This window comes from Turicibacter bilis (genome assembly GCF_024499055.1).
Lineage (GTDB): Bacteria > Bacillota_I > Bacilli_A > MOL361 > Turicibacteraceae > Turicibacter > Turicibacter bilis.
Map to the genome: position 1 here is coordinate 993,564 of NZ_CP071249.1, position 17,246 is coordinate 1,010,809.

A 17,246-nucleotide genomic window follows, 5' to 3' on the forward strand; every position below is an offset into this window, starting at 1 on the left:
TATTATTAATCCAAATAAGCTTCGATGGTTTTATCCACCAATTCTACTAAATTTCCTTTTAAATGATAGGGTTTCGTTTTAAAGTTTTTTAATCTTCTAAAAACTTCTTTCATATTATCTCCATCGTGGTACACCAGTAAATAACCTAAATCTTCCAGCTTCTTTGCTAATTCAATTTGGTGATCATTAACATGCTCTCCATACTTAGATAACCTTGGCACTGCAATCGTCTTTTTTTGCTTTTTTAAGGATTGAATCATTGATCCAGCACCCGCATGCGTTACTATATAATCTGCTTGATCGTAAAACCTATCCATTTCATTATTAGAAATAAAGCCCAGCACTTTAACCTTGTCACTTGAATAATGATTATGTCCGCCTTGAACAATTATTTCTTGTTCATCAGCTAATTTTTCAACTGCACGGATCATACGTGAAAAATCTTGTTTTTGTGTTCCACATAATACTAAAATCAAAAAATACAACCTCCAAACTTCGCATTAGGATAAACCTCTAATAACTCTTCCCATTGAACATAAAAATCTGTAGCAATACGATACATAATCTTTCCGGTCATAGAAGGAGTCTTAATATTGGCAATTGTTTCAATATAAATGACTTTTCGACCAAACAAACGTCCAAATATACACATAGGAATGGTTGAATGGACCCCCGTTGAAATAATCACTTTCGGAAAATATTTAATAAAATAATAAAATGAAACACACCACACATAAAAGTATTCAAAAAAATAAATCCAACCATCATTTTTTGAACTATATATCACATATTCAGTCGGTAATGTCGTTTCAAGAGATAATTTTGTTTTCTCGGTTACGACGACTCCATTATACTTTACAATCAGTGATCTCAACTGCATTAATTCAGTATAATGTCCTCCAGCACTCGAACAAAACATAATCTTACCTTTTTTCATTACAATCACTCTTTCAACTAAAATCAACAATTTATTTATCTTTTATCCTTTTAACTTTTGATATAATCCACTTCCTATTTTTATCAAAATACTTTTAAAATAATCAAATTCATTATTTTTCCAGAAAATGATTAAATACAGGATATTAATCACAAGAATATTAATCATCACATTGATACTAAAAGCACCAATCGTATACGTATATTTAAAGGGCGCTGTTAACCAAGATGAAAGGATTAATGGAATTATTGCAATTAGAACATATTTAAAATAGGTTTTAAAATACTCTAAAACTGATCGCTTAAATAAATGGCGATAAACAACAAGTGGCTTTATCCAAAAAACAACGGTTAAGTTACTAATCATTGTTCCTAAGAATACCCCTGGTAAACCAATCCATTGTACTAAGATAATCGATGCAACTAAGTTTATAATAGACTCTGCTAATGGAGCATAGCGATCCTCATGATAAACCCCTGCTCCCTCTTTAAAACTTTCAACTGATGAGCGCATAAGTGAAAAATAACAGTTTAATAAAATTACAACGAATGTCAATGAATCTATCAGTTGATCAACACCTAACCATAAAACAATAAATTGGTTCAATGTATTAAATAATGAAATAATAATAAATGAAACCATCCAGAAATTTAAAAAGAAGAGACGTTTGTGAACCAGATAAATACTTTGCTCATCTTCCTCAGCAATCAAATTTCCAATACTAGCAATAATCCCACTCATTCCTTTCCAAGTAAGTGTTTCCACTGCTGCAATTACCATTCGATAACTTTTAAATTTACCCACAGAAATTAAGTTAACAAAATTCGCAATAACTATACTATCTGTACTATTAATAACTAATGAACCAATCTTATGCATAAACATTGCTTTGATGTTCTTAATAAGATTCTGCTCTTCCGATTTTTCGATTTTTCCTTTGGTTTGTGATAACCATTCATACTTCTTATCAATATATCGATTAATTAAGATATAGTAAATTAAGTTAATAAAAATCTCTAATAGTAAATATAAATAATAGTTTTGATATTTGATTAAGACGATGATTTGAAATGAAGAAATCGCTAACTTGGATAAAGCTGTCGATAACGTTAATTTATATCCTTGTTGCGCAACTTGTAAAATACAAGTCTTATACGTAAAGAAATAACTAATCACTGTATTAACCAGATATAAAATAAAATAAAACCCTAAATAAGGAACTTTAATATCTACTTTGATAAATTTTGAAATAAATGGGGCTAATACTAATCCAACGACTAAAATAATCAATCCAACTCGTCTATAAAACTTTTGATAATAATCTAAATACCCTTTGATCTTTATCCGATCATCTACAGCGAAAGGTTTATATAGTGAAAAGACAATAGCAGTTCCTATACCTAACTCGAAGATGGACATCATACCAATGATGTCGGAAAATAATGAATTCACACTTAATAACTCATCACCTAATTGATTTAAGAAAACTTTTCTAACAATGAACAACGGAACCATTGAAATAAAATAAATCAATATATTTGATATAGAATTAATCATCGATTTCTTTAATCTCATACTTATATCTCCTATTACACCAGTCACATGTTACCTATGTTTATTATATCCGACTTTCTTATCAGAACTCAATGGATACTCAACATTTTATATACTTCTCCTACAATAAAACATAAAGAAAAAAGTGTGACGTTTGAGGTTTCAAATTTATCACACTTTTTCTTTTATTAAAATGCTATGTATTTTATAACCATCTAGTCACTAGGTAACTAATATTCACTATTTAGTGATTTTATTAATAAGATGTATTTCTTGAAGTCTCATCTAAAATACAATATCCATGCTACTCTGAATTTTTAATAAGATGCAATCTTTTGTAAAAATCCGAATTTTCAAAAATGGATAATAGGGGAATTAAATGACTTTAGTCCAATTGTTATCTAGTCAATCTATAATTTATCTCAAAATTTTTAGTAACAACTCCAAGATAATGTTATTCAATTGCCTATTACTCATCTTGATAAATTAAATTTTTATATTAAAACTTTTAAAAAATAATTCTTTATCATTTCAAATTAAAATAATACCTATCTATGAGATATATAATTATTAGCATTTATAATGGATCTTTGTATGCTACAACAATGCATCTTTTAATGTTTATCATTTATGAAAACTGAATACCATCATAAGGGAAAAAACAGTTAAATAAAAGAGTTGCGAATAATTCAAAATGATAAATACTCAAATATGCGTTCGAATTCGATACCATATTTCAAGAGGTTAGAATAAAAAACTTAATATCATAATTGGTACTTAACAAATCTATTCGGCTACTTCTTTAATGATAGTGTTAACCGTATCCCTCGGCAATATCTATTACTGTATTGAACTGCCATCTGATCCAAGATCAGATCCATTTCCACCTGTTCCTGAGTTAGATCCGTTTCCACCTGTTCAGTATTTGACCCATCATTTGTTACACCGTTTGATTCATTATTTGATTCACTGTTTGACCCGTCATTTGTTACACCGTTTGATTCATTATTTGATTCACTGTTTGACCCATCATTTGTTATACCGTTTGATCCATTACTCGATTCACTGTTTGACCCATCATTTGTTATACCGTTTGATCCATTACTCGATTCACTGTTTGACCCATCATTTGTTATACCGTTTGATCCATTACTCGATTCACTGTTTGACCCATCATTTGTTATACCGTTTGATCCATTACTCGATTCACTGTTTGACCCATCATTTGTTATACCGTTTGATCCATTACTTGATGAACTAGGATTATTAATTGTTTTATCATTCGTTAATGATGTATTTTTATCTGTTACAGTGATTTTCACTTCCTCCTCATCATCTGTAGTTACATTATTCTCTGTTGCTCCTCCAGGAAGTGGCTCATTATAATACGTTTGTACCCACTGAGTGCCTTCATATTCTTCAAATCCATTAAATGTGAAGCTATAGTTAAATTGAGGCGATTCCTTCTCTAAGTTAATTAACATTTGTTCACGTGCATCTGCGATAGCCCCTTTATATGGGAAAGCATAGCTTAACTTAAAGCTATAATACGGATTATCCATATAACCATATTGAGCACTTACAACCATGCTCTTAATATGAATATAGTCTAATGGATTTTGACCATTAAATGTTGAGACAAGCCCTAATAAATATTGAAGGCTTGATGTCATCTGATTGAGTGAGATATTTGTTTCAATATTATTACCTAAAACATCTAATAAATCTAAAAACTCACCAACTGTGTTCATTTCTGTTAACATTTGATTTACAATTCCCTCAATAACCAATTGTTGATGTTCTGCACGACCTAAATCACCTTTAGCTAACGTCTTACGATGACGAGAAAGTGCTAACGCTTGTTCTCCATTTAAATGTTGATACCCTTCCTCAACAGTAATTAAATGCTCACCAAACTGACGATTACTATCTTGTTCTTCAATTGTCACAGGTACATCAACGTAAATTCCACCGATTGTATCAACTAACTCAACAACCCCTTTAAAGTTAATCTTTACATAATAAGGAATATTTAAATCAAACATTTTCTCAACTGATTCAATGACACACGTTGTTCCACCATTATTTGAATGCGTAATTTTATCTTTTGTATTATTAAAACATGGAATTTCAACATATGAATCACGTGGAATAGATGTCATCGTTACTGATAGATTCTGAGGATTCACAGTCGCTATAATTAATGAATCAGCTAATGAAGCAGCTTCTAATCCTTGTTCAGTTGAATCAACTCCAATTAGTAAAATGGAGAATGGATCGTCAATTAATGACGTATTAGCCATTCCTGGTTTTAATTCTTCTTGCTGAATAACAGTCTCAATATTAGCTAATATTTTAGTTTCATTTTTAATATCTTCAAATCCTAATTGTTCTGAAAATAATGAACCATAGTTATCCCCTACAATAATCGCATCAACTTTTCCATCATATAAATCATGAATCATAGAAATTGGAGAATCATATTTTTCAACTTCTGCTTCATCTGTTAATTCATTTTCTTCTAAAAATTGGTCAATATTATCAATCACTTCTTGCTTAGTTAAATTTAAAGTCCCAATTGTATACCCTTCTAAATCTTTTACTTCAGTGAAAGGACTATCTGCCATTGTAACTAAACTATAACTAATAATTGAGTCTTGCATCGTCATGTTATTTAACGAATGATAAACGCGTGTATTAACATATCCAAAATACGTTCCTGTAAAAAGACCAATCAATGCAACTATTGTTAAAATGATTGTGCCTACTTTGTTCTCTTCTTTAACAACATATAATCCAAACATTAAAATAGCTAAATATAAGAAGATGAAGATTAACGAAAGATTCAAACGCAACAAAGAATCAAATCCTGAATATTGATTGATATAAATAATATTCCATATAATTGGAATAATCGGTAAAATCATGATTATTCTGTAAATCCATTTTAAACCCTTATTATTAAACATGGCTTTCCCCTCCTTACTCCGATAAAATTGCATTTAGGACTAAATGATCTTCTGATTCAGTTAAAATAAATGTTGCTTCACTTTGGAATTGTTCTATCTCAACTGAAGAAGATAATTCATATTGCCAACTCGCCTGAACTGAAATACAATCAATCACTTCATCCTCTGTTTTAAGTGTATCATTTAAATTAACATCTAAAATGGTTACATCATTGACAGTTATTAAAGATGTCGCTTCATAATCATTTAAATAAAAATCTAAATTTTCATAAAATCCATCAATAGCCTGTTTTCTAAAAGTAGATCTCATTTCTTCTGCAATAAATTGTACACCACCTACGTCATTGCGTCCGGTCTTATTAGACCATGTATAGAAATCTGCTATGAAATTTTTCACAACTAAAGTCGCATATTCTTCTTTAGTTAACTCCGTATATTTATCTTTATATGCATGTTGCGCAGTCACTAACTCTTCAAAAACTTCTTTTTGATAAGCTGTCGCTACATCTGATAACTGATACTCATCTGGAACTTTTTCAACAATTGGTGGAGTTGGTTTTATTACATTATCACTACTTTTCCCACCATCAGTAATCCCCTTAACTTGATAAAGAAGAACACCTACCAGCAGTAAGGTTGTAATCAAAAATATACTACCAAAAACCGCTAATGGTTGCCTCATGATCTTTTTCATATTCATGTCTACACCGTCCCTTTCCACTCTGTACTATAATCACACGATTCGTTATCATAACCGCTTCTGAAAATAGTATCAGTACATTTGACTATACTTTCTTTATCCTGCCCCTAATAGTTAAATAACTCTAGACTATTTATGAAGAAAAAACATATAGTACCATTTTACATGATTTAGCCATAATTGAAAACAGTTGGATATTTTTTTACACAAAAAAATACAAATTCATACACTTATTTACACTAAAAAGACCTAGTCTCATTGACTAGGTCTAGCAATTTCATTATTTTCTTAGTTGAATATGTAATTCTTCTAATTGTGCGTCTGTTACTGTTCCAGGAGCTTCAGTCATCGGGCATGATGCTGATGCATTTTTAGGGAAAGCAATAACATCGCGTAAGCTTTGAGATCCTGTTAAGATCATGGCGATACGGTCTAATCCTAACGCTAATCCACCGTGTGGAGGTGTTCCATATTTAAATGCGTTCATTAAGAATCCGAATTGTTCTTCAGCTTCTTCTTTTGTAAATCCTAATGTTTCAAACATACGAGATTGTACATCTGGACGATAAATACGTAATGATCCTCCACCTAATTCGTATCCATTTAAGACAATATCATAAGCCTGTGCTTTTGCATTGTGAGAATCTGTATCAAATGTGTCTAATGTATCTAAGCTTGGCATTGTGAATGGATGGTGAGCAGCAAAGAATCGTCCAGCCTCTTCATCATATTCGAATAGTGGCCAATCAATCACCCATAAGAAATTGAATTTAGATTCATCGATTAATCCTAATTCTTTTCCTAAATGTAAACGTAATGCTCCTAAGCTATCTGCAACGACTGATTTTTTATCAGCAACAAATAATAATAAGTCTCCCACTTCAGCATTTGTTGCTTCTTTAATATTTGCAACTTCTTCTTCATTGAAGAATTTAGCAATTGGACCGTTGAATCCTTCTTCCACTACTTTAATCCATGCTAAACCTTTAGCTTTATATTTTTTAACAAAGTCTGTTAATTTATCAATGTCTTTACGAGAAAAACGTTCTGCTGCTCCTTTAACACATAATGCTTTAACTTCATTTCCAGCTTCAACTGCCTGTGCAAATACTGAGAAGCCACAATTAGCAACAACGTCATTTAAAGCAATTAATTCCATTTCAAAACGTGTATCTGGCTTATCTGAACCAAAGCGTCCCATCGCCTCTTCATAGCTTAAACGTGGGAACGGACGAGCAACATCTAATCCTTTAACGTCTTTCATCATTTTAACTAGCATCTCTTCAATCATATTCATGATTTCTTCTTGAGTTAAGAATGATGTCTCAATGTCAATTTGAGTGAATTCAGGCTGACGATCCGCACGTAAATCTTCATCACGGAAGCAACGAGCGATTTGATAATAGCGTTCAAATCCCGAAACCATTAATAACTGTTTGAAGATTTGTGGTGATTGAGGTAAAGCATAGAAATGACCTTCATGGACACGACTTGGAACTAAATAGTCGCGTGCTCCTTCTGGTGTTGATTTATTTAAATACGGCGTTTCTACTTCAATAAAATCATTTCCATCTAAATAGCTACGAATTGATTTTAAGATGTTGTGACGTAAAATGAAGTTCTTTTGCATCACAGGACGACGTAAATCTAAATAACGATATTTTAAACGTGTATCTTCTAACGCATCAGTTTCATCAGCAATAATTAAAGGTGTCATTTCTGCTTCAGAGATAATTGTTAGTTCATCTAAGATAATTTCAATATCTCCTGTTGACATATTAGGGTTTTTACTTTGACGCTCAGCCACTGTTCCTTTAACAGCGATTACATACTCATTACGTACTTTGTTTGCCGCTTCTAAAACTTCATGACTTACGTTTTCTGGATTAGCTACTAACTGAGTAATTCCATAACGGTCGCGTAAATCAATGAAAACTAATCCACCTAAGTTACGAGTTTTAGCAACCCAACCTTTTAATTCAACAACTTGACCTACATGTTCAAGTCTTAATTCTCCATTATTATGTGTACGATTCATACTACTCACCTCTTCTTAATGTTGGCATCCACAGCCGTGTCCATTTCCTCCACAGCATTCATGGTCATCATCATGTCCATGTCCACCGCAGCATCCATGGTCTTCATCGTGTCCATGACCACCACAGCATCCTCCACCATGTTGGTGATTACGCTGTTGGTCTTGAATAATGTAGTCAATAATAAATCCAACTGGAATGGTTTCTTGAGTTCCTGTTTGATTATTTTTAATATTAATCATGCCGTGTTTTAATTCTTCATCTCCAAGAATTGCTGTATAACGAGCATTGTAGCGATCTGCTTGTTTAAATTGACCTTTTAAGTTTTTCCCTAAATAGTCCGTTTCACAGGCTAATCCGCGTGAACGTAAATCAAATAATAAACGTGATCCAAAGATCTTAGCATCTTCTCCTAATGCGATTAAGAAGAAGTCCACAGCATCTTCTCCAGCAACTTGAATTCCTTCAGCTTCTAATGCTAATAATAAACGTTCAAGTCCCATACCGAATCCGATAGCTGGAACTGTTGGTCCACCTAATTCAGACACTAACTTGTTATAACGCCCTCCACCACATAATGTGTTTTGAGCTCCAAATCCTTCAATGTCTGCTTGGATTTCAAAGATTGTATGTGTATAGTAATCAAATCCACGAACTAATGTCGCATCATATTCATATTCGATTCCCATTGCTTTTAAATATTTTTGAACATTTAAGAAGTATGCACGATCTTCGTCTGTTAGGTGATCAATCATTTGAGGAGCGTTTTGCATAATCTCTTTATTGCGGTCAACTTTACAATCTAACACGCGTAATGGATTTTTTTCTAAACGCACTTGGCAATCTGAACATAACTCTTCTTTATGCCCTTCGAAGTGTGCAAGTAAGGCTGCACGATAGTTTTCACGACTTTGTGTATCCCCTAATGAGTTTAATTTAACTTTAATGTTACGAAGTCCTAAAACTTGATATAACGTAACAGCTAATGAGATAACTTCTGCATCGATAGCAGGATCTGCACTTCCAAATACTTCTGTCCCGAATTGAACGTGTTGACGATAACGCCCTTTTTGTTGACGCTCATAACGGAACATTGGTCCAATATAGAATAATTTTTGAACCATTTGATCTGCATATAATTTATTTTCAATGTAACTACGCACGACTCCAGCTGTTCCTTCCGGACGTAATGTCATTGAACGATCTCCACGATCTTTGAAGTCATATGTTTCTTTTGAAACAACATCTGATGTTTCACCAGCAGAACGGTGATATAATTGTGTACTTTCAAACATTGGTGTACGGATTTCTTTATAGTTGAAAATTGAACAGATTTCACGAATTAAACTTTCAACATTTTGCCAACGTGCACTTTCTTTAGGTAGAACATCGTATGTTCCTTTTGGTTTACTGAAATTCATGTTAGAGCTCCTTTCATAGTCATGATTGTTGAGGCTTTCCTCTCATTCAGGATGATTGGTTTATTTCATCGTGTTTAGTAAAGCCTTTTTTCGAGTATAAAAAAAGTCCTTAGATTAAATCTAAGGACGTAGTATACGCGGTGCCACCTTACTTGTAATAGTCTAAAACTATTACCACTTTAAAACGTTAACGCCGTCAACGAATATTCCTACTAGCAGTTCAGAATATTTTCTCACGAGTGTCTATCTATAATTTATCCGTCGAAGCTTCCAGCCAAGGCTTCGTTCTCTGTCACGTATTAGTTTTATAGAATCTCTCGATCTTCGAATTTATAAGTATTATTGACTATTTTCTTTATTATAATACATTTCTTTTTAAGATTCAACGATTAAAGTAACAGGACCATTATTTGTAAATGAGACATCCATCATTGCACCAAATATTCCTGTTTCTACTTGTATATCATAAGTCTCTCTTAAAATTTGATTAAATTGATGGTATAAAGGCTCTGCCACCTCTGGACGTGCTGCCTCAATAAAACTTGGTCGATTCCCTTTTTTAGTTTCCCCGTATAAGGTGAATTGAGAAATAGAAAGAATCGATCCGCCTACCTCTTTGATTGATAAATTCATTTTTCCTTTTTCATCTTCAAAGATTCGTAAATTAGCGACTTTCTTCGCACAATACTCTAAATCTTTCACTGTATCTTCGTGCGTGAGCCCAACTAATAGCATTAATCCGTGTTCAATAGCACCTGTTACCTTACCATCAACCGTTACTTTTGCTTGTCTTGCTCGTTGAACAACGACTCTCATCTGTTTTCACCTCACTATTGAATGATACGCTCGACACTAAAGACATCTTTGACGCGTTTAATCGTATTCACAACACTTACTAATTGATCAATATTACGAACCGATAACGATAAGTTAATAATAATCGTATCATTTGAAGTCAATGCATTTAATTCTGTAATATTTGCATTAATAACCGTTAATTTTTGAATGATATCGCCTAACACATTTTTACGATCAAGGGCTGTCACTTTAATCTTAGCATTAAATGAATTTGAATGCTCATCATCCCATTCAACTGGAACAATACGACCATCTATTTTAGCATTATGACACTCAGCATGATGGATAGTAATCCCGCTTCCTTTTGTAATATAACCAACAATTGGATCACCTGGAACAGGATGACAACATTTACCAATACGTAAATCAACATTATCTAACCCATCTACAATAATTCCGAAACGATTTTTTGCTTTTTTACGATGTTCTTCTTTGATTTTTGCTGCATCATTAATTTGTTGAATTAACTCTGTATCATCAACTTCTTTCCCATCCGCAAAATATCGCTCAAGAATCGTCTTAGAAACTAAGCGTCCGCGCCCAATTTGATAATATAATTCATCTAATTTCTCAATACTTTGTTTTTTATACGCTCCAAGTAATTTTTGCATATCAATTGAACTCAATGATAAGTCTTTTGAGGCTAGTTCTTTTAAGAACATTTCCTCTCCTTTATGCGTATACTCCTCACGTTTAGTACGGTTAAAGTATTGACGAATTTTATGGCGTGCTTGTGAGGTTTTAACAATATTTAACCAATCTTCACTCGGACCGAACGAATTACGAGAGGATTTAATTTCAACAATATCCCCCGTTTTTAATTGATAATTTAAGGTCACGATTTTACCATTAACTATTGCACCCGTTGTTTTATGTCCTAAATTAGTATGAATACGATAAGCAAAATCAATTGGTGTTGATCCTGGAGGGAAGTCAAAGACATCACCATTAGGTGTAAACACATAAACATTGGCATTAAAAATGTCATCTTTAACAAGCTTCATTAATTTTTCAGCATCGTTCACTTCTTCTTGGTAGGCAATTAATGTTTCATACCATTTTAATTTATCTTGAATTTCTTGTTGTTCTTGTTTAGCCGTAATTTGACGATTTTCTTTATATGCCCAGTGTGCTGCAACCCCTTGTTCAGCAATTTCATCCATCTCTTTTGTACGAATTTGTACTTCAAATATATTTCCATTTGGACCAATAATCGTCGTATGTAATGACTGATACATATTTGGCTTTGGCATGGCAATATAATCTTTAAAACGATTTGGGATAGGTTTAAAGTGCGCATGAATCACTCCAAGAGCTGAATAACATTCTGGAACTGAATTAACAATTAAGCGAATTGCTAATAAATCATAAATCTCTTCAAAGTCTTTTTCTCGCGTCATCATTTTTTTGTAAACGCTATAAATATTTTTAATACGACCTTTGATTTCAAACGGAATATGATATTCCGCTAAAGCGGCCGTAATTTCGTCTTCCATTTCTTGAATTTGTTGCTCACGCTCATGTTTCTTTTGCTTAATTAATTGGGCAATACGATAAAAATCTTCTGGCTTCAAAAAGCGAAGTGAAGTATCCTCAAGCTCAGCTTTCACACGATACATCCCTAAGCGATGGGCAATCGGAACATAAATCTCCATCGTTTCATGAGCAATCGAACATTGCTTTTCAGGCGGTAAAAATTTAAGTGTTCGGATGTTGTGTAAACGATCGGCTAATTTAACTAGGATTACACGAATATCTTTACTCATGGCTAGTAACATTTTACGGTGATTTTCTGCTTGTTGTTTTTCTTTTGATTTATATTTAAGTTTCGTTAGCTTCGTTACACCGTCAACAATTTCTGCAATTTCATCATCAAATAATTCTGCAATTTCTTCTTTTGTAATCTCTGTGTCTTCGATAATATCATGTAATAGTCCTGAGGCAATCGTACGAGGCCCTGTTTGCCATTTAGCTAAAATATAAGCAACCTCAATCGGATGAATAATATAAGGTTCACCTGATTTTCGCAATTGGTCTTTATGTTTTTGAAAGGCAAGTTCAAAAGCACGTTCGATGACCGCAATACTATCTGGATTTTTAATATACGTTTTAGCTTGCTCTAAAACATGATCAATTGATATTTCATACCCGTTTAATTGGTACATAAGCATTACTCCTATTGTCTAATCTACTTATTTTATTATAAAGCTAAAACTACGATTTGTTTCAAGAAAACTTAGAAATTTTAATCTTTCCTAAGATGAAAAAAAAGGATGATATTTCATCAACCATTTAACCTTTTGTCATATTTACAATATGCTATATTGTTACTTTTTTAAAATTTTAACATAAAAAAAAGTAGAAATGCAACAATAAATGCTTCATCTCTACTCAATCTTTTATATTTCGCAGCCTTAGTATTTCATTAACGATAAAACTTCATAATTTTCTAATGTTTTGCGACCATTTAACTCTTCTAATTCAATTAAGAATGCACATCCAACAACAACACCACCAAGTTGTTCAATTAACTTAACTGTTGCTTCAACTGTTCCACCTGTTGCTAATAAATCATCTACAATTAAAACGCGTTGTCCTGGTTTAATGGCATCTTTGTGCATGCATAATGTATTTGAACCATATTCTAAATCATAATTGAATGATACTGTTTCACGAGGTAATTTTCCTGGTTTACGAACTGGCGCAAATCCGATTTTTAATTCATGTGCAACAGGGCATCCAAAAATAAATCCACGAGCTTCTGGACCTACAATCACTTCAGCGTTTTGTTGCTTTGCAAATTCAACCATTTGATTTGTCGCATAGCTATAAGCTTGTCCATCCGCCATTAACGGTGTAATATCTTTAAATTGAATACCCTCTTTTGGAAAGTTAGGTACATTTGCTACATAATCTTTAAGATTCATGAGTCATTTCCTCCCTAGCTGTTTTAAAGGTTGTTTTTAATTCTGACCACGTCGTTAACTCAAAAAACTCAAGCATCTCAAGTTTTGCCTTTTGAGATTGATACGTTGGTGCTTCTGCTAAATCACGCTTGGTCACACTATCAGTTGGAAAAACAGAGCCATTCTTTATTATAACAAGTTCTACTTCAAAAAACACCTGTAAAATAAATAATAATTCATTTTTACTAATCCCTAAACGCATAAAATAATTAATCATTTGGTGATTCAACGTAATAGGCCCATGTTGTTTCACAACTTTATATACGATGACAAACTTCTCACGTGGAGCAAACGTGACATTTGATTCAAGTGGCGCTATTACAATATTTCCTGGCTTCTTTCTTGTAATCAAAGTCATTAACTCTTCTTTTGAATTTGGAAGCTGATTAATGACCAATGTCTCAAGCTCATCAGCCTCAGTTGCATTTGTATACATCGTTGCTAGTTGAAGTTGATCTTTTCGTTGTTCATACGCTTGTCGATTACGAAGATCAATGAATTGAAACTCATTGCACAAAACATCAATAAAATGAAATTGCACACTACGATTTCCATTCCATTCATTTATTTTAACCTCTCCCACAAAACTAAATAACGTATCAGGGGTCAAATACATAGCAAGTGGGGCCTGATTGAAAGCTATTGCATCAACTGAGTGTTTGTCTTGATATAGCGTAAATTTTAAATGTTGTAACTTATTTCCAATTGGTTTAACATTTTTCACATAAACATTCTTAAGCTCAATAACAGGTGGACGATTTCCTTCACCAAATGGAGCTAGTATTGAAAGCTGTTCAACAAACGAAACATTTAAATCCGATAATGGTAAACTTAGATCAACTTGAAGACTCGGCGTCACTTCAACCTCTTGTAATAATTCATTCATCTTGTCTTCTAAGGCTTGTAAATTTTCAGGAGCAAACGTAATCCCCGCTGCTAAAGCATGACCACCGAAACGTTCGATTAAATCTTGACATTCATTCAATAGTTCAAATAAGTGATATCCTTCTACCGCACGAGCCGATCCTTTAATGTATCCCTCATGATCATCTGTGACGACAAAAACAGCTTTTTGCCATTGCTTCGCTAAACGTCCTGCCACAATTCCTAAAATACCTTCATGCCAATGCGGTGAATATAAAATAACGACTTTTTTCTTAGCTAACGTTTTCGCATCCACTAACTTTGTTGCTTCCTCCAACACTTTTTGTGTTACCTTTTGCCGTTCGCTATTAAAACTTTCAATTTGATCCGCAATGAGTTTAGCCTCTCCTTCACCTTCCGCAATTAAACATTCGACTGATAAAGCGGCCTCATCCATTCGACCAGGAGCATTTAAACGGGGACATAGTTCAAAACCGACATTAACTTCTGTTGCCTCAGACTTTTCGGTTCCAGCTAGGTCCATCATTGCATTTAATCCTTCAATTTCTGTTTTACGTAAAGCAGCTAGCCCGCGTTTAACAATCGAACGATTTTCATCAATTAATGGAACGACATCCCCTATCGTTCCAAGCATTGCAATGGCATAAAAATCTTCAGGAATCACTTCTTGTAATAAAGCTTCTGCGACTTTTAACGCGACTCCTGCCCCTGATAAATGATGGAATGGATAATTTTCATCAAGTTCTGGATGTAAGATGGCGTAGGCACGTGGAAGTGTTTCTTTTACCTGGTGATGATCCGTAATAATCAAATCCACCCCATGTTCAAGTAAAATTTCTGCCTCATCAACTCCAGCAATCCCATTATCTACGGTGATGACTAACTGATAACCATCAGCAATTGCCTGCATAAACGCATCTTCATTCGGTCCATACCCTTCATAAAAGCGATTTGGAATATAATAATCAACTAGGGCCCCAAGCTCACGTAAACAACGAACTAAAATCGATGTTCCTGTTACACCATCTGCATCATAATCCCCATAAATTAAAATCGGCTCTCCTTGATCAATTGCCTCATTAATACGCGTAATAATTTTTGACATTTCTGAAAACAAAAAAGGATCATGATGAATGGTTTCCTCTTTTGCAAATGTATCCAAACTCTCAGCCGTAGCCAGTTGACGTGCTAACACTAGTTGCTCAATCGCAGGATTTAGCACTGTGGTTTGTGAGTCATAGTCCTCACTAAATATGTCAGATATTTTCCAATTCATTCTTGATTTAAACAAAAGTATCTCCTCACCTTCATATTTTAAACTTCATACTCATAGACTTAAGCAAAATCATAACTAAAGTATAGGTGGAAAAATTATGAAAAAACAAAGCGTAGCACAAGGAACATTTATTCTCGTTATAGCCGGTTTAATCACTAAAATCTTAGGTATGGTTAACCGAGTTATTGTCACACGACTACTTGGCGAAGACGGAATTGGAATTTACATGTTAATTGCACCTACCCTCATGCTTTTAACAACCTTCGCAAGCATAGGACTTCCAATTGCCATCCCAACATTAATTTCGAGAGCCAATGAACGTCAGAAAAAAGTCTTATCCGTCTCACTCATTATTGCAATGGTATCAAGTTTGCTAGTGAGTATCTTACTCTTCTTTATTGCCAAACCTTTAGCAATCTATTTACTGAAAGATGAACGAACTTATTTACCATTAATCTCAATTGGTCCACTACTCTTTTTCGTTTCTCTATCGACTATTTTAAAAGCATACTTCCAAGGGGAACAAAATATGTTCCCATCAGCTATTTCAACACTCGTTGAACAAATTGTTCGAATTGTCATCTCTATCTTATTTATTAACTGGTCATTACCTTATGGAATTATTTACGGTGTAGTAGGAACGATGTGGGCATCGATTGCCGGAGAATTTGCATCAATTTTAATTCTCTTATTCCTATTCTTCAAACATATCCATCATAATCATTACGGGGCTACCCTAAAGCCTATTCATTTAAGTCCACAAAATTTTAAAGATGTCTTGGCCATCTCTCTGCCTGCCACAGGTAGTCGCCTTATTGGTTCATTCTCCCACTTTCTAGAACCAATTATTGTGGTGCAATGCTTATTCAAGATTGGTTACAGTAGTGAACTCAGTGCAAAACTTTATGGTGCAGTTTCTGGGTTTGCTTTACCATTAGTTCTAATGCCATCATTTATTACTAATGCTATCACACAAGCCATTGTCCCACCTATTAGCCAAGCTTATGCTAGCAAACGATTTGATCGTATTCATTCACACCTAGACAATGCATTCCAACTCTCATTCATACCAAGTGGAATTTATACCGTCCTATTAATGCTATTTCCTGTTGAGCTCATGAATCTATTATTTGATTCTTCAACAGGAGCCAATTATTTAATTGTCATGGCACCAGTATTTCTATTACTTTATTTCCAAGCACCACTAACTTCTACTTTGCAAGCCATTGATGAGGCAACACAAGCCATGAGCACAACCTTAATCTCTTCAGTTATTAAAATTATTATGATGATTATTCTCCTTCAAATTCCAAGCCTCAATATTTACGGACTAGTCATTGCCGTATTATTTAACGTTGTTTTTGTTACTGCATGGCACTATTTGCTTGTTAGAAAACATATTGCTTATCATATGAATATGCGCTCAGTTATTAATGCCATTTTAATCATCGCTGTAACCTTTATGCTAGGATCCTATTTAAAATTAGCGGTTGTCTTTAGTACAGACTCCTTTTTAAATATGATTATGATTAGCTTTATTGTTGGAATCGCTTATTTATTCTTATTATTTATTTGTGGGCTATTTCCTACAGGAAAAATGGCAGACACCCTACGTTCCAAATAACAACCATATTATAACATAAA

The 17,246-nt window shown here is 33.5% G+C and carries 12 protein-coding genes and 1 other annotated feature; of the genes, 1 reads left to right on the plus strand and 11 read right to left on the minus strand.

From position 1 onward, the window contains the following. Positions 1-5: 5 nt before the first annotated feature. The 11 genes from pssE to recJ all read right to left on the minus strand — a co-directional run bounded on the left by pssE (position 6) and on the right by recJ (position 15,617). Positions 6-476, minus strand: coding sequence for a PssE/Cps14G family polysaccharide biosynthesis glycosyltransferase (gene pssE, locus J0J69_RS04635; protein ID WP_055245076.1), 471 nt, complete (start codon positions 474-476; stop codon positions 6-8). Next, complete coding sequence (pssD, locus tag J0J69_RS04640) at positions 473-937, minus strand: PssD/Cps14F family polysaccharide biosynthesis glycosyltransferase (RefSeq protein WP_055245074.1); 465 nt, start codon at positions 935-937, stop codon at positions 473-475. Before pssD ends, pssE begins: the two co-directional genes overlap by 4 nt. Before the next feature lie 42 nt (positions 938-979). Next, positions 980-2,512 (minus strand): lipopolysaccharide biosynthesis protein, encoded by a 1,533-nt coding sequence (locus J0J69_RS04645; RefSeq protein ID WP_212726080.1) that lies wholly within the window; start codon positions 2,510-2,512, stop codon positions 980-982. A 773-nt stretch (positions 2,513-3,285) separates the two neighbouring features. Further along, positions 3,286-5,460, minus strand: a complete 2,175-nt coding sequence (locus tag J0J69_RS04650; protein ID WP_256637932.1) for an LCP family protein — start codon at positions 5,458-5,460, stop codon at positions 3,286-3,288. Positions 5,461-5,473: 13 nt separating this feature from the next. Continuing rightward, on the minus strand, positions 5,474-6,160 hold the full coding sequence (locus J0J69_RS04655) for a hypothetical protein (RefSeq protein ID WP_055305456.1): 687 nt from the start codon (positions 6,158-6,160) through the stop codon (positions 5,474-5,476). A 280-nt stretch (positions 6,161-6,440) separates the two neighbouring features. Further along, a complete protein-coding gene (gene aspS, locus J0J69_RS04660) occupies positions 6,441-8,198 on the minus strand; it encodes an aspartate--tRNA ligase (RefSeq protein WP_212726082.1) in 1,758 nt (585 codons plus the stop codon). 15 nt (positions 8,199-8,213) lie between these two features. Continuing rightward, positions 8,214-9,617 carry a histidine--tRNA ligase gene (gene hisS / locus J0J69_RS04665; protein ID WP_055244479.1) on the minus strand — a complete coding sequence of 468 codons (1,404 nt, stop codon included), beginning with the start codon at positions 9,615-9,617 and terminating at the stop codon, positions 8,214-8,216. A 119-nt stretch (positions 9,618-9,736) separates the two neighbouring features. Continuing rightward, positions 9,737-9,951, minus strand: a binding site (T-box leader). A 41-nt stretch (positions 9,952-9,992) separates the two neighbouring features. Next, complete coding sequence (gene dtd / locus J0J69_RS04670) at positions 9,993-10,433, minus strand: D-aminoacyl-tRNA deacylase (protein ID WP_212726083.1); 441 nt, start codon at positions 10,431-10,433, stop codon at positions 9,993-9,995. A 14-nt stretch (positions 10,434-10,447) separates the two neighbouring features. Further along, positions 10,448-12,640: a RelA/SpoT family protein gene (locus J0J69_RS04675; RefSeq protein WP_212726084.1), complete on the minus strand. Its 2,193-nt coding sequence runs from the start codon at positions 12,638-12,640 to the stop codon at positions 10,448-10,450. A gap of 249 nt (positions 12,641-12,889) precedes the next feature. Beyond that, positions 12,890-13,402 (minus strand): adenine phosphoribosyltransferase, encoded by a 513-nt coding sequence (locus J0J69_RS04680; RefSeq protein ID WP_055244473.1) that lies wholly within the window; start codon positions 13,400-13,402, stop codon positions 12,890-12,892. After that, complete coding sequence (gene recJ, locus J0J69_RS04685) at positions 13,392-15,617, minus strand: single-stranded-DNA-specific exonuclease RecJ (RefSeq protein ID WP_237252717.1); 2,226 nt, start codon at positions 15,615-15,617, stop codon at positions 13,392-13,394. The genes J0J69_RS04680 and recJ overlap by 11 nt, the downstream gene beginning before the upstream one ends. 82 nt (positions 15,618-15,699) lie before the next feature. On the opposite strand from recJ, the gene spoVB reads away from it, so the two are divergent. Beyond that, positions 15,700-17,226 (plus strand): stage V sporulation protein B, encoded by a 1,527-nt coding sequence (spoVB, locus tag J0J69_RS04690; protein ID WP_212724826.1) that lies wholly within the window; start codon positions 15,700-15,702, stop codon positions 17,224-17,226. The last annotated feature ends 20 nt before the right edge of the window (positions 17,227-17,246 follow it).

What these genes read in the sequence shown, in the direction of transcription:
- pssD (WP_055245074.1), bottom strand. Translation starts at nt 937, where the DNA reads ATGAAAAAAGGTAAGATTATGTTTTGTTCGAGTGCTGGAGGACATTAT.
- J0J69_RS04645 (WP_212726080.1), bottom strand. Translation starts at nt 2,512, where the DNA reads ATGAGATTAAAGAAATCGATGATTAATTCTATATCAAATATATTGATT.
- J0J69_RS04650 (WP_256637932.1), bottom strand. Translation starts at nt 5,460, where the DNA reads ATGTTTAATAATAAGGGTTTAAAATGGATTTACAGAATAATCATGATT.
- J0J69_RS04655 (WP_055305456.1), bottom strand. Translation starts at nt 6,160, where the DNA reads ATGAATATGAAAAAGATCATGAGGCAACCATTAGCGGTTTTTGGTAGT.
- aspS (WP_212726082.1), bottom strand. Translation starts at nt 8,198, where the DNA reads ATGAATCGTACACATAATAATGGAGAATTAAGACTTGAACATGTAGGT.
- hisS (WP_055244479.1), bottom strand. Translation starts at nt 9,617, where the DNA reads ATGAATTTCAGTAAACCAAAAGGAACATACGATGTTCTACCTAAAGAA.
- dtd (WP_212726083.1), bottom strand. Translation starts at nt 10,433, where the DNA reads ATGAGAGTCGTTGTTCAACGAGCAAGACAAGCAAAAGTAACGGTTGAT.
- J0J69_RS04675 (WP_212726084.1), bottom strand. Translation starts at nt 12,640, where the DNA reads ATGTACCAATTAAACGGGTATGAAATATCAATTGATCATGTTTTAGAG.
- J0J69_RS04680 (WP_055244473.1), bottom strand. Translation starts at nt 13,402, where the DNA reads ATGAATCTTAAAGATTATGTAGCAAATGTACCTAACTTTCCAAAAGAG.
- spoVB (WP_212724826.1), top strand. Translation starts at nt 15,700, where the DNA reads ATGAAAAAACAAAGCGTAGCACAAGGAACATTTATTCTCGTTATAGCC.